General features: G+C 38.5%; 13 protein-coding genes. 1 reads left to right on the top strand and 12 read right to left on the bottom strand.

Features of this window, described 5'->3' with window-relative positions:
• Positions 1-153: 153 nt before the first annotated feature.
• The 7 genes from NFR44_RS00350 to recG all read right to left on the bottom strand — a co-directional run bounded on the left by NFR44_RS00350 (position 154) and on the right by recG (position 7,592).
• Positions 154-1,419 carry a glycosyltransferase family 2 protein gene (locus NFR44_RS00350; protein ID WP_251439900.1) on the bottom strand — a complete coding sequence of 422 codons (1,266 nt, stop codon included), beginning with the start codon at positions 1,417-1,419 and terminating at the stop codon, positions 154-156.
• Positions 1,420-1,435: 16 nt separating this feature from the next.
• Positions 1,436-2,107, bottom strand: a complete 672-nt coding sequence (gene pssA / locus NFR44_RS00345) for a CDP-diacylglycerol--serine O-phosphatidyltransferase (RefSeq protein WP_251439897.1) — start codon at positions 2,105-2,107, stop codon at positions 1,436-1,438.
• Positions 2,100-2,744 (bottom strand): phosphatidylserine decarboxylase family protein, encoded by a 645-nt coding sequence (locus NFR44_RS00340; RefSeq protein ID WP_251439895.1) that lies wholly within the window; start codon positions 2,742-2,744, stop codon positions 2,100-2,102. The genes pssA and NFR44_RS00340 overlap by 8 nt, the downstream gene beginning before the upstream one ends.
• A gap of 14 nt (positions 2,745-2,758) precedes the next feature.
• On the bottom strand, positions 2,759-3,484 hold the full coding sequence (locus NFR44_RS00335; protein ID WP_251439893.1) for a WecB/TagA/CpsF family glycosyltransferase: 726 nt from the start codon (positions 3,482-3,484) through the stop codon (positions 2,759-2,761).
• Positions 3,485-3,503: 19 nt separating this feature from the next.
• Positions 3,504-4,958 carry an IMP dehydrogenase gene (gene guaB, locus NFR44_RS00330; protein ID WP_251439891.1) on the bottom strand — a complete coding sequence of 485 codons (1,455 nt, stop codon included), beginning with the start codon at positions 4,956-4,958 and terminating at the stop codon, positions 3,504-3,506.
• 109 nt (positions 4,959-5,067) lie between these two features.
• Positions 5,068-5,253, bottom strand: coding sequence for a 4-oxalocrotonate tautomerase (locus NFR44_RS00325; protein WP_251439890.1), 186 nt, complete (start codon positions 5,251-5,253; stop codon positions 5,068-5,070).
• A gap of 185 nt (positions 5,254-5,438) precedes the next feature.
• Positions 5,439-7,592, bottom strand: a complete 2,154-nt coding sequence (gene recG, locus NFR44_RS00320; protein WP_251439888.1) for an ATP-dependent DNA helicase RecG — start codon at positions 7,590-7,592, stop codon at positions 5,439-5,441.
• A 244-nt stretch (positions 7,593-7,836) separates the two neighbouring features.
• On the opposite strand from recG, the gene rpmB reads away from it, so the two are divergent.
• Positions 7,837-8,025 (top strand): 50S ribosomal protein L28, encoded by a 189-nt coding sequence (rpmB, locus tag NFR44_RS00315; protein WP_251439886.1) that lies wholly within the window; start codon positions 7,837-7,839, stop codon positions 8,023-8,025.
• Positions 8,026-8,115: 90 nt separating this feature from the next.
• On the opposite strand, the gene NFR44_RS00310 is transcribed toward rpmB, so the two are convergent.
• From NFR44_RS00310 to tyrS, 5 genes are all read right to left on the bottom strand, one after another.
• Entirely contained in the window at positions 8,116-9,123 is a 1,008-nt protein-coding gene (locus NFR44_RS00310) for a deoxyguanosinetriphosphate triphosphohydrolase (RefSeq protein ID WP_251439883.1), read from the bottom strand.
• Between the two features lie 9 nt (positions 9,124-9,132).
• A complete protein-coding gene (locus tag NFR44_RS00305) occupies positions 9,133-9,960 on the bottom strand; it encodes a pyruvate, water dikinase regulatory protein (protein WP_251439881.1) in 828 nt (275 codons plus the stop codon).
• A 144-nt stretch (positions 9,961-10,104) separates the two neighbouring features.
• Positions 10,105-10,734 (bottom strand): helix-turn-helix transcriptional regulator, encoded by a 630-nt coding sequence (locus NFR44_RS00300; RefSeq protein ID WP_251439879.1) that lies wholly within the window; start codon positions 10,732-10,734, stop codon positions 10,105-10,107.
• 220 nt (positions 10,735-10,954) lie between these two features.
• Positions 10,955-13,333, bottom strand: coding sequence for a phosphoenolpyruvate synthase (gene ppsA / locus NFR44_RS00295; RefSeq protein ID WP_251439877.1), 2,379 nt, complete (start codon positions 13,331-13,333; stop codon positions 10,955-10,957).
• 353 nt (positions 13,334-13,686) lie between these two features.
• The gene (gene tyrS, locus NFR44_RS00290) at positions 13,687-14,895 is read right to left on the bottom strand and encodes a tyrosine--tRNA ligase (protein ID WP_251439875.1); all 1,209 of its coding nucleotides are present in this window, start codon (positions 14,893-14,895) and stop codon (positions 13,687-13,689) included.
• Positions 14,896-14,907 lie beyond the last annotated feature (12 nt).

Below are 14,907 nucleotides of genomic sequence, written 5' to 3'. Positions count from 1 at the left end.
CCAGTATAACTACTTATAATATAGCTCTATTAAAGAGCCTATTATTAATTAATATTACATCTATTATTATATATTAAAAAAGTGCCTATTAATAGGCACTTTTTATAACTCGCTACGATTTATGCGCATTACACAAAAACTCTAATTTCAATTTTATTTTTTTATCTTATGATTCGCATCGCCCATGCGTGTCAATTTCACATCGCCTAAGGAAACCCCACGAGTATGTTCTGTGTGAGCCCATACTTTGTCGTGGCGATTTAAATAGCCTAAGAATGTAACCGGCACCCAACTATACATAAATAGTGGATATACTAAATAATATAACCAAACTTTAGGTGGCACTTTAATACTTGCCAATACAATCAGCGGGAATAAATACTGTCCTATCCCAATAATCGTCCATACCGTAACCGGTAAAATCTGGTAAATAATATTAGTATAAATTGGCACATATGCATTGATATACGTCATAATCAAATAAAAAGTAGATACTAATAAGAAATATGGCTGGCTAATTTGAACAATCCCATCTAAAATACGGAAATTGCCTTGTTTAATCCCTTCGACAAACAATTTAGGAATATAGCGTTCACCACAATCAAAATGGCCTTGTGCCCAACGCTTACGTTGACGCCATGACTGCATAAAGCCCAACGGTTTTTCATCGTATACGATAGCATCATGCGCCCACGTTGTCTTAATTCCATGAATTAATAATTTCATAGAAAATTCCATATCTTCGGTCAAGCAATTACAATCCCAACCATACTCTTTAATAATATCTGTACGAATACACATCCCTGTGCCACCTAGTGCCGTTGACAGGCCTAGATTATATTTCGCCAAATGCCACATATGGTTCACTTGCCAAAAAGCGATGGCAAATGTGCCAGCTACCCATGTATCAGTAGGATTCTTAGCATTTAAATAGCCTTGAATAACTGGTTCTCCTAACTCTAAATGGTGATTCATCTCCAATAAGAAATTAGGATGGACTAAATTATCGGCATCAAATATGACAAAGGCATCGTATTTACGATCCATTTCATAAATCCGATTAAACATCCAGCCCATGGCATAGCCTTTACCGACTTCTTCGCGATTTTCACGCTCATATACACAAGCCCCGGCTTCACGAGCAATGGCCGCTGTTTGATCGGTACAATTATCTGCTACTACAAAAATATCATATAACTCCTTAGGATAATCTAAAATTTTCAGATTTTCCACTAATTGGCCCACAACAGCCTCTTCATTATGAGCACATATGATAATGGCAAACGAGTTCTTAGGCGTATAATTCTTTTTTTCTTTCCTTCGCCACATTCCCGATACAGCTAACACAAAGTAATAAATTGTATAGAAAACAATAATTACTTGTAAGGGAATCATGATAAGGTCAAGAATATAATCCATTTACGTCCTTCACCTCTCACCGTTTTACAAGATTAATAATAGTATTACAAATGCCAAAGACAGCGTATAGCGCAAAGATAAGAACTGGCCAACTATGCCAATCAAGCACTAAGGCGATAATCCCTAAAATGACAACAATAGCTAAGGCTAATGTATTAACTGGATCGGCCCCTTTGCCTTTAAAATCAGGATGATGAACACGGCTCACCATTAAATACCCTACTACAATCATTAATATCATCAATACCCATTCTGGTAATTGAATACCTGATAACACATAGGTTGCAGCCATACAACCGGCTGCAGGAATAGGTAAACCTAAAAAGTAACCATGTACTTCATCCGTCATAATATTAAACCGCGCTAAGCGAAAAGCACCAAAAACAGAAAATGCCAATAATGGCACATAGCCAAGCCAACCAGTATGACTCAATTGATACATATATAACATATATGCTGGCGCTACGCCAAAGCCGACTACATCAGCTAAGGAATCTAATTCGCGCCCCATTGGGCCTGACACGCCAAGTGCTCGTGCTACACGACCATCACAGCCATCAGCTAATAATGACAATAACACACAAATCGCTGCCCATGTAAATTCACCGTTAGCCGCCATAGTAATGCCTACGACGCCAAAGGATAAATTAGCAGCCGTAAACAAATTTGGAAATATTGATTTATCCATTTTTTTGCAGCCTCCCGATAATTGATTCTCCACCTCGTACGTAATCGCCTTTTTTAACGCAAATATCTACTGACTTAGGCACAAAAATTTCCGTACAAGAACCAAATTTAATCATCCCATATAATTGGCCTTTCGCTAATGTATTCCCTAAATCAGTCCACGATACTATACGACGGGCTAATAATCCTGCTATTTGTGTAACTAAAATTTCAATGCGTCCATTGTCAATGCCAATGGAGTGACGTTCGTTTTCATAGCCTACGCTTTTTTTATAAGCTGGTAAAAACCCGCCACATGTATATTGTCGGAACGTAATTTTCCCTTCCATTGGTGCCCGATTTACGTGCACATCAAAAACAGATAAGAAAATTGTTACCTTTTTACATTCTGTATTTAAGAATAAATCTTCATATACTTCACTTACTTCCATGACCTTACCATCAGCTGGTGAAACCAATACATCTGGATCAGTAGGAATCACACGGTTAGGATTCCTAAAAAAGAACGTGAAAAAGCAAGCCAGTATTAAGGGTATAATCGCTACATAAGGAGATAAAAAATATCCCGACAAAATAGCTATCAGAAAGGTTACCCCAATGAAAGGATACCCATCTTTAACAATAAACCCTGTGGGCATCTCGCACCACCTCTCTATTTTTTTGCTTGTTTCACTGCCCACATAAATTTAGGCAGTGCCATCATACGACCAAGCCGTTGAGGCTGATTCAACAATCGATATAACCATTCCAATCGATTGCGTTGCATCCATTCAGGAGCTCGTTTTACCGTACCAGCCATTACATCAAAAGAACCACCTAAACCGATAGCTACAACACCATCTAAATGAGCTAACTTAGTAGTCATCCATTTTTCTTGCTTAGGCACACCTAATGCGACTAATACTAATTTAGTCTGCCCTGCTTCAATCGCCTGAATAATCCTTGTTTCCTCTTGCTCATCAAAAAAGCCGGAGTGGATACCGACTACTTCTAACGAACCTACTTTAGCCTCCATATTTTTTACCGCTTGCTCAGCTACGCCAGGTGCGGCCCCTAAAAAATACACAGGCGTTTTATGTTGCGCTGCTTTTTGCAATAAAGCCACTGCTAAATCACAACCAGCTACGCGTTCTGGAATATGCTGCCCTAGTTGTTCGGCAGCCCATAATACACCAGCCCCATCTGGGACGGCTAAATCTGCTTGTTTTAAAATGTCGTGCAATTCTTTATCATGTCGGGCACGCATAACCATTTCAGCGTTAACCGTGACTACAGTATGTAGCCCCGGCTCAGAATATAAATTCTGTACACGCTGAACTGCTTCATTCATGGTTATAACATCAACCGGCACATCAAGAATGCTCAATTGATTACGCAAAACAAATACACCTCAATAATCAGCCGCTATAGTTAGGCGCTTCCACCGTGATGCTTACATCATGTGGATGACTTTCTTTAAGCCCAGCAGCAGTAATTTGGATAAACTGAGTATCATTAATCATTTCTTGGATATTATGACAACCACAATATCCCATACTTGCACGTAAACCACCTACCATTTGGAAGATAGTGTCCGCTAACATACCTTTATAAGGTACGCGTCCTTCAATACCTTCTGGTACAAGTTTCTTAGCTTCTGTTTGGAAATAACGATCTTTACTTCCAAGTTTCATAGCGCCTAAGCTACCCATACCACGGTACACTTTGTAACTACGACCTTGATAAATAACAGTTTCGCCTGGACTTTCATCAGTACCAGCTAGAATGTTACCCATCATAACAACATTAGCACCAGCTGCAATAGCCTTCGCAATATCGCCAGAATATTTAATCCCCCCATCAGCGATGATTGGAATATTGTAACGACGACCTACGGCTGCACATTCATAAACAGCTGTAATTTGTGGTACACCAATACCAGCAATAACGCGAGTAGTACAAATAGAACCAGGCCCAATACCAACTTTAACAGCATCTGCACCAGCTTCAATTAAAGCCTCTGTGCCCGCTGCAGTAGCTACATTCCCCGCAATTACTGGAATATGTGGGTTCGCTGCTTTTAATTCTTTTAAAGTACGTAACACGCCTGCTGAATGACCATGCGCTGTATCTACGATAATTACGTCAACTTTAGCAGCTACTAAAGCATCCATACGATCATATAAATCTTTACTTACCCCTACAGCCGCACCTACTAACAAACGGCCACTACCATCTTTTGCAGAATTAGGATATTTAGTTGCTTTTTCAATATCTTTAATGGTAATTAAGCCTTTTAAAATACCTGCTTCATCTACCAAAGGTAATTTTTCAATACGATGTTGACGTAAAATCGCCTTTGCTTCCTCTAAAGAAGTTCCTACTGGTGCAGTGACAAGATTTTCCTTAGTCATAACTTCACCAATTGGTCGATTTAATTCATTTTCAAAGCGCATATCACGGTTCGTAATAATACCTACTAATTTACCATTTTCCGTAATAGGCACACCTGAAATGGCATACTTACGCATTAATTCTTCTGCATCCGACAATAGATTTTGTGGACTTAAATAAATTGGATCAACGATGATACCATGTTCGGAACGCTTTACTTTATCCACCTCATGAGCCTGTTCTTCGATGGACATATTTTTGTGAATAACGCCCATACCACCTTCACGAGCCATAGCAATGGCCATCCGTGATTCCGTAACAGTATCCATACCAGAACTAATCATTGGAATATTGAGCTTAATATCACGAGTTAGGTGCGTAGTCAAATCCACTTGGTTTGGCAACACATCAGATGCTGCTGGCACTAATAATACATCATCAAATGTTAGACCACGTAACCCAAACTTATCTTCTCTCATGGTAACTTCCTTTCTCCTTAATTTCTTATCGATTCACTCTACTTAGCCATACAATGTAATTGGCTTATATTACCAATCCATTGTTAATACATCAAAACTGGTAATTCGCTTATTTTTCGCAGCGCATTACACCAGCTTCCATAAAGTTATCTGCTTTCATATCAGTAAAAATAACTTTTACCGCTTCTTTAGGCACTTTAATAATTTCAGCTGTTGCTTTAGTAATCACTTCGCCTAATTCTTTCTTCTGTTCAAAGGTACGCCCTTCTACTAATTCTACATGAATAATTGGCATTCTACTCAACCTCCATCATCGAAAACGTCTTTACCTATACAAACCTTTATCATTTAGCTGTATAGACTTCTCTATCGTATTATTATACTTCAAAAGGCCTATTCTGTACATGCTAAAATACAGTATTTTCTCAAATTCTATCAAGATGAAAGCAGAATTTTTCATTCCCCCATATCATAATTAGCTTAGCTATAAATAATACGCTGAAAACTATCACCAAAACGACGTATCAATTCAGGTTTCATTTGTATAACACCCGCTTCAAAGCCAACTTGCTGTAACCACAATTTAGCATCTTGTCGTGCCGCCACAAGTAAATCTATATCTTTTAAAATATTCGCTAATCTTAAATCAGGTAATCCTGATTGGGCTAACCCAAAAAGTTGACCTGAGCCACGTAGCAATAAGTCTTGTTCAGCTACCACAAAACCATCTTGTGTTTCAGTCATAACTTGTAAGCGCTGGCGACTCTCTTCACTACGGCTATCGCTCACTAAAACACAATATGACTGCGTACTGCCACGACCAACTCGACCACGCAACTGATGTAGTTGGGACAGACCAAAACGTTCGGCCCCTTCCACACACATAATTGTTGCATTAGGTACATTAACCCCTACTTCAATAACCGTCGTCGACACCAACAGCTTAGTTTGCCCTTTATAAAAAGCCTCCATAACAGCTTCTTTATCAGTTGCACTCATACGGCCATGAACAAGACCTACGCCAAATTTACGATTATATTTTTCAGCCAATTCCTCATATAATTGCTCCGCTGCTACTAAATCAAGTTTTTCAGACTCTTCTACTAAAGGACAGACTACATATACTTGATGGCCTGCAGTCATCTCTTTTTCAAAGAAAGTATGTAAACGCTCTTTATACGATGAGTCTACCGCATAAGTAAGCACCGGCTTACGTCCTGGTGGCATTTCTTTAATCAAACTGACCTCTAAGTCACCATAAATAGATAATGTCATAGTCCGTGGAATCGGGGTAGCCGTCATAACTAGCATATGTGGGTTTGTACCTTTACGCTGTAAAGTCGCCCGTTGCTCTACGCCAAATCGGTGTTGCTCATCAACGATGACTATTGCCAATTTCTTAAACTGCACCACCTCTTGAATAAGCGCATGCGTACCAATTACTACATCAATTGTCCCGTCAGCTAGTCCTTCATAAATAGCCTGACGATCAGCTGTTTTAGTAGATCCTGTTAATAGGGCCATCCGCAAATTCGGAGCAATGTTTGTTAACTCCACTACATCACGAGTAGCTATACAGCTATCACCAGGAGTAAATAAATCCTCACTCTCATTTGGTTTAGTGTCTGTAGCTATTGGTTTTAGCCAAGGTTTCATAAGTTCTTGCAAACTCTCATAATGCTGCTGTGCCAAAATTTCCGTAGGCGCCATCAAAGCCCCTTGATAGCCATTCTCTACCGCTTTAATTAAAGCTAATGCCCCCACAACAGTTTTACCAGACCCCACATCACCTTGTAATAAACGGCGCATCGGTCGTTCCGCTTCCATATCTGTAGCAATATCCTGAAACGCTCTACTTTGATCGCCGGTCAATGCAAAAGGTAATTGCTCTAAAAACGCTCTTACCATAGATCCTGAAGGCTGCATTTTAATGCCTTGCTCTTCTTGTTCTTTAGCACGTAACAATAATAGCCCTGCTTGCATAATAAATAATTCTTCATAGGCTAATTGTTTGCGCGCCAATTCATAGCGTTCAACCGTCAAAGGACTATGCATTTCTTTAAACGCTTCATAACGAGACATAAAATTTTGTTCTTGTCTAATCTCAGTTGGTAGCAATTCTGGCAGTGAATCATTAGCTGCCAACCAATTGGCAATAGCTTGGCGAACTACAAATTGACTTACCCCTTCAACCAAAGGGTATACTGGTACAATACCAGCCTCTGCCTGTTGTCCATCACGCAATGTTTCAATATGAGGCGTATTCATTTGTAAAGAGCCATAGGCAAACTCCACCTTGCCATACACATGAAGACGCTGGCCTACTTTATAAAAGTTTTTCTTATAGCCCTGATTAAACAATACTACTTTCATGCGACCAGTAGCATCACCAATGGTAATCTCCAAAATAGATAGACCTCGGCGAGGCTTCTTTTCCTGTATATGTAAAATAGTTCCTTCCGTAGCACCTACAGCTCCTTGCTTCAAAGCACCAATACAATATGTAGCACTACGATCTTCATAAGTGCGGGGAAAATATGTTAACAGTGAAGAGACATCGGTAATGCCCAGCTTATTCAGTTGTTTCACCCGGCTAGGGCCTACCCCTTTAATAGTTAATAGGGATTCTTCCATATATTCACTACACCTCCTAACGTCCACTACCTTTATACAAACTTAAACTACTATCTAAACCTATATTGCACTCTGGAAAATCCATTTATAATCTGTAAATCTATGATATAATAATACTGTTAAGAAAGATAGTACGGCAATTTATATGATTCGTCAACGAATTTAATTATATACTTGCTTTATTCTGTCCCCTTGTGATAGAATACATATGTTATGTTGTAAATTATGCTTGGAGGTGGAAATTATGGCAAACCTTTGCGAAGTATGTGGCAAAACCACCACTAGCGGTATGAACGTGAGTCACTCTCACATCCGCACGAAAAGGACCTGGAAGCCAAACATCCAGAGAGTACGAGCAATTGTAGACGGCGAAACCAAAAAGGTAAATGTATGCACTCGCTGCCTTCGTTCCGATAAAATTACACGCGCGTAAAAAATAAGAAGGTACATGTACTCTAAAAAAACTGCTATGACGTTTGTCATAGCAGTTTTTTATTGCTCTTTTTTAAGCAAAGACATATTTTTAATTCGCTGGATCCCAAATTCTAGGAATATATATCTCTTTAAATAACTTAATAGCATACTGATCTGTTAAACCAGCCACATAATCTACAATATCAGTCAGTGTAATCATGCGCTCTGCATCACCACCATGACGGGCGATTTCATGGCGCAATAATTCAGGATTCTCTAAATAATGTAAAAATAAATATTTCACTACATGAGCCGCTCGATTTCGATCAGGTATTAAAGTAGGTGCTTTATATACTGCCGTAAACATAAATCGCCTAAATTCATTCATCACATTGGTTACATCATCGGACATAAAAATTTCTATTTTGTCCATTGATTCACGCACCATATCCATAACCATCGTGGTAATCATCTGCGATGGTGTAGTGCCCAATACTTCTCGCACTGAACTTGGCAAATCTTCAATGGATAACATCCCCGCACGCTGTGCATCATCAAAATCATGACACAAATAAGCAATTCGATCGGCTAAGCGTATAATTTGCCCCTCCATAGTCATAGGTTTATGAGCACCAGTGTGACCTAAAATACCATCACGCACTTCCTTAGTCAAATTAAGACCTTGCCCATCTTTTTCTAAAACTTCTAACGTTCGCAAACTTTGTTCATTATGATTAAAATGTCCCACCAAATCACGTAAGGCATATTCCCCCACATGCCCAAACGGCGTATGTCCTACATCATGGCCCATAGCAATAGCTTCTACTAAATCCTCATTAAGGCGCAATGCTCGTGCTACAGTACGTCCTATCTGCCCTACTTCAAGAGTATGAGTCATCCGTGTTCTGTAATGATCCCCTGGTGCAATATATACTTGGGTTTTATGTTTTAAGCGACGAAAACATTTACTGTGAATAATACGGTCTCTATCGCGCTGAAAAGCTGTACGCAAAGGATCTGGTGCTTCTTCTCGATCTCGTTTAGCCGTGCTACTTTTAGTTGCCTGTGGCGACAATATTAAGTCTTCTCTCGCTTCAATTTCTTCTCGAATAGTCATGTAAGCCTCCTAACGGCCTTGCTCCTGCTGTTTATTTCGTTCAATAATCTGCATCACAAAAGAAGCTGTTTCTTCAATTGATTTATTCGATACATCCAATACAGGACAATGTACCCGGCGCATAACCGCTTTCGCATATGCTAATTCTTCTTCAATGCGAGCAACGGTAGCATAATTAGCTTCCCCATCAAGCCCCATTGTACGCAAGCGTTCACTACGAATATTATTCAATTTATAGGGATCAATAATAAGGCCCACTACTTTTTTAGGTGGTACTTTAAATAATTCTTCTGGTAATGGTACTTCAGGCACTAACGGTAAGTTAGCGGCCTTTATTTTTTTATACGCTAAAAACATAGATAATGGTGTTTTACTCGTACGAGAAACACCAATAATAACGATATCTGCTTTTTCAAAACCTGATGGGTTTTTGCCATCATCATATTTAACAGCAAACTCTATCGCTTCTACCTTTTTAAAATACTCTTGGTCCAATTTATGAATCATGCCTGCTGTCAAACGTGGGCGAGTATCTGCTACACTCCCTACAGCATCCAAAACAGGTCCCATAATATCAACCGCTTTTACACCTTGATTTTGTGCTTCATTATGTAAATAACGACGCAAAGTAGGCGATACAATAGTATGACAAATAATATGTTTTCCTTGCGCTGCTTCTTTAACTACATCATCAATCTGCGATTCTTGACTAATATAGGGAATACGAATAATATCTATACTTTCTTTATCAAATTGACTAGCCGTTGCCCGAGCCACGGATTCAGCAGTTTCACCTAATGAGTCAGAAATTGCAAAAATAATCTTATTTTTTTCCATGCCACACCTCACTTATGAGAGCTTATTTAATCTACTTGTAATAGCCTAACCAAACTTGTACAAGCTATATACAATCTACATACGCTATATATTTATTATACAATGCTTATTACTATTAATGCACCCAAAAATTATAGGTCTATATTATTTCACACCACAATCTAAAAATAATTTAGTCACGGTTGTTTTAGAAACACGCCCTAATACTTTATAGCGTCTACGGCTATTCTCTGTTTCCAATTCAACAACAGGTAAGCAATCTACTTCATAATCAATCATGCGCTGCGCTGCCTCTACAACGCTATCTTCTATATGGCAGGAAATCATTTTACTTACGGGGGTCATAATCATAGAAATAGGCATTGTTTTAGGGTCATTTTGCCCAATCGCTGCACGCAATAAATCTTTACGTGAAACTAAACCTAGCAAATAACCTTCATCACAAATCAACACGGTTCCCACATCTTCCGTAAACATGGTTACAATCGTATCATACAAATTAGTATCCGCTGTTACCGCCACTGCTTGAGCCATCACTTGCCCTACGGTAAATTGACGAATCTCATTAGCTACTGGGCTAACACCTTGTTGACCAATATAATAATACCCCACTTTAGGTCTTGCATCGAGTAACCCCATCATAGTCAACACAGTTAAATCAGAACGTAACGCCGATCTTGTTAATTCTAATTTTGCGGCAATAGCTTTACCTGTAATAGGGCCTTCTTCCTTTACAATATGAACTATTTTATCTTGCCGTGCGGTTAATTGCAAAGTATATCCTCCTTTCACTTTAGTAACTGAAACATAGTATGCTTTATGTGCTTCCACTGTATATTACATATGTTTCCACACCATGTTTCATATGTTTCCATATTATGTTCCACATGTTTCCATATGATACTTCATATATTTCTATATAACACTTCACATGTTTCAGCGTCTATAAAAAACAGGAGGCTATGTAGCCTCCTGTTTATTTCACATAGTATTATTACCACTCTAATTCATTACCAAGAGTGCGACCGCGACCAGTCACAGCGTCAAGCATAATACGTTGTTCTAACTGAGCCACCATTTTCTTCGTAGCTTTTACAGCATCTGGATTTACAGAAATGGAGTCAATACCACTACGTACCAAGAATTCACAGAAATCAGGATATACACTTGGTGCTTGTCCACAAATAGATACTGTTTTGCCATCACGATGAGCTACTTCGATTAGGTGATGAATCGCACGACGGATTGCCAAATTACGTTCATCATAAATATGTTGTACCGTTTCATTATCACGGTCACAACCAAGAATTAACATAGTTAAGTCATTGGAACCGATAGAGTAGCCATCTACATATTGGTTAAATTGATCAGCTAAGATAATGTTTGCTGGAATTTCAGCCATAAGCCAAATTTTGAAATCAGCACTGCGTGCCAATCCATTTTCAGCCATTACGCGAGTTACTTCTGCAGCCTCTTGCACCGTACGACAGAATGGAATCATAACTTGTAAGTTTTTGAAACCATATTCTTCACGAACTTTACGAATAGCCGCTAATTCCAATTGGAAAGCTGGTGCATATTTAGGGTCATAGTAACGAGAAGCACCACGCCAGCCAAGTAAAGCACTGGATTCATGTGGTTCGTGCTTATCGCCACCATTTAAATCACGATATTCGCTAGATTTGAAATCGCTTAAGCGAAGCACTACTTGACGAGGTGCCAATGCCTGACATACTTTACGCATACCTTCAGCTAATGTATCAATAGCGAATTGGCTACGGCCAGTTTCAATCAAATGCAATGGATGTTCATGGATGAATGTAGTCCAAATAAACTCTTCACGCATCAAACCAATGCCATCACATGGTAAAACACCATATTTTTCAGCTAAATCAGGGTCACCAAGATTCATATATACTTTAGTGCCTGTTACTGGAATATATTCACTTACTACTTGTGCCGAAGCTTCTGCTTTTGGTTTTACAGCATCTTCTAAAATACCATCATATACGATACCATTTGTTGCATCTACAGTAATCATCTGACCATCAGCAATGCGTTTTGTGCCTTCTTCACTGCGGCTCTTAGTACCAACGATACAAGGAATGCCTAATTCACGACTTACGATAGATGCATGACAAGTCATACCGCCCGCATCAGTTACAATCGCTTTAGCTTTTTTCATAGCTGGTACCCAGTCCGGTGCCGTCATTGTAGTAACAAGAATTTCCCCTTCTTTGAAACTATCAATATCAGCTGGGTCTAAAATAACATGAGCTTTACCAGCCGCTTTACCAGGACTAGCTGGTAAACCTTTTACCACGATTTCACGAGATGTTGTAGTTTGTACAGCTTCTTCCGCCGGTTTTTCATCTTTATTTTTACGGGACCAAACTGTTTCTGGACGAGCTTGTAAGATCCAAATCTTATTATCTCGTTCATCAACGCCCCATTCCATATCCATATAGCAACCATAATGTTTTTCAATAGCTTTAGCATAGGAAGCTAACTCAAGAACTTGTTCATCAGTAAGCACTTGTGCCTTAGCTTGTTCTTCTGGAATTACAATTTCAGCACAGTCGCCATCAGGATTACGAACAAGCGCAATATTTTTATCGTTAATCATACGACTTTCGATTTTCATTGCTTTTTTATTAACAGTGAAGTTATCTGGCGTAACTGTCCCTTGTACTACATATTCACCAAGACCCCAAGACCCTTCAATTAAAATACTTTCATCATTACCAGTCACAAGGTCAACTGTGAACATAACACCAGCAGATTTGGAGAATACCATCATCTGAATAGCAGCACTCAAAGCTACAGTCATATGGTCAAAACCTTGTTTTACACGATAGTAAGTAGCGCGATCTGTAAATGTAGATGCGTAGCATTCTTTTACTTTTTGGATAATTACATCAGCACCACGAACATTTAAGTATGTATCTTGTTGGCCTGCAAAGCTTGCATCTGGTAAATCTTCAGCCGTCGCACTAGAACGAACTGCTACGAAAGGATTGTCTTCATTTACTTTCTGTCCCAATTCAGCATAGGCTTTTTCAATAGCTTCTGCTAATTCCTGTGGCATTTCTGCATCACAAATTAATTTGCGAATATTAGCACAAATTTCACGTAACAAAGCAGAATTTTCTACATCATCTAATTTATCAAGTTCTGCTTTAATCTTGTCTTCTAAACCAGTACGTTCCATAAAGAACCGATAGCCATGAGCAGTTGTAGCAAAACCGTATGGTACAGGTACATTTGTGGAGGAAGTCATTTCCCCTAACGAAGAAGATTTACCACCAACTAAGGCTACATCTTCACGCTTCAATTCATCAAACCAAAGTACATATGCATTTTCACGATTCATTATATGAAACCTCCTGAAGAAAAGAAATACATCAACTAGGTAAATAGTACAACACATTTAATAAAATGTCAATTATATTTCACACTTTATAGAATATTATTTATATATTGCATAGCTATTAGCATAGAAACAACTACACTAAATATAGTTACCTATACCTATTAAGCACTATCTAACTATGTAATCAAAATAAAAAGAACCAGAGTTAATTGTACGTTTTAACTCTGGTCCTTTATACATTAAAGCATATTTCTTGTTATAGCTTATCTCATACCGTGTACGCTATAGCTTATATTCATATAATACATGTATAACTGCATTATATAGTGCAACATATTATATAGTGCAGCACATTAATTGAATTTAATTTTGATAAATTTACGTTTACCTACTTGTAGCACCATATCATCTGCTAGTTCAATATTTTCGTCAGCACATTTTTCACCATTAATTTTGAACGCACCAGCTTTAATGGAACGGCGTGCTTCACTATTACTTGCTGTTAAACCTGCATCCGTTAATAACTGTGGTACATATACAGGCTCTGATGATTTTGCCATAGCATATTCAGGAATATCCGTTGGCAAATCATGCTTTTGGAACACTCGAATAAACTGTTCCTGCGCTTCATTAGCCGCCTCTTCACCATGATACAAACGAACAATGGTATGAGCCAATTTCATTTTTGTATCACGAGGATGAGCTGTGCCAGCTTCTAAGGCTTTGCCTAATTCTTCTTGTTCTTCAATAGACATATCCGTTACTAACATAAAATAACGCATCATAAGCTCATCAGGAATTGACATAGCTTTACCATACATTTCTGTTGGCGCCTCGCTAATGCCAATATAATTACCCAAGGATTTACTCATCTTTTGAACGCCATCAAGACCTTCTAAAATAGGCATAGTAATAATTGTCTGTGGTGCTTGACCATATTCTTCTTGTAAATGACGACCCATTAATAAGTTGAAAGTCTGATCAGTACCGCCAAACTCAATATCAGCTTCAAGTGCTACTGAATCATAGCCCTGCATCAATGGATACATAAATTCATGAACTCCAATAGGGCGCCCTTCTGTATAACGCTTTTGGAAATCATCACGTTCCAACATGCGAGCCACTGTATATTTAGCAGATAGTTTTAGTACATCTTCAAAAGATAATTTACTAAGCCATTCGCTATTATAAACAACTTTAGTCTTTGACTCATCAAGCACTTTAAAAATCTGTTCTTTATAGGTCATGGCATTATGTGCTACAGCCGCTTCATCAAGAGGAGGACGAGTTACACTTTTACCAGTAGGATCACCGATACGAGCTGTAAAATCACCAATCAAAATAATAATTTGATGACCTAAATCCTGGAATGTTTTTAATTTACGTAACACTACCGTATGTCCCAAATGAATATCTGGTGCGGTTGGATCAAGGCCTAGTTTAATTTTTAATGGTTTATTTTCAGCAATAGATTTTGCTAATTTCTTTTTAAAATCTTCTTCTGGAAGTAAATTTTCCACGCCATGTTTAATCAGGCGTAATTGTTCTTCCAATGTTTTCATCAATCTTCCTCC

It is taken from the genome of Veillonella intestinalis (assembly GCF_943193155.1).
Lineage (GTDB): Bacteria > Bacillota > Negativicutes > Veillonellales > Veillonellaceae > Veillonella_A > Veillonella_A intestinalis.
The sequence above is the reverse complement of the archived record's forward strand: the minus strand, read 5'-3'. Positions and strand labels throughout refer to the sequence as shown.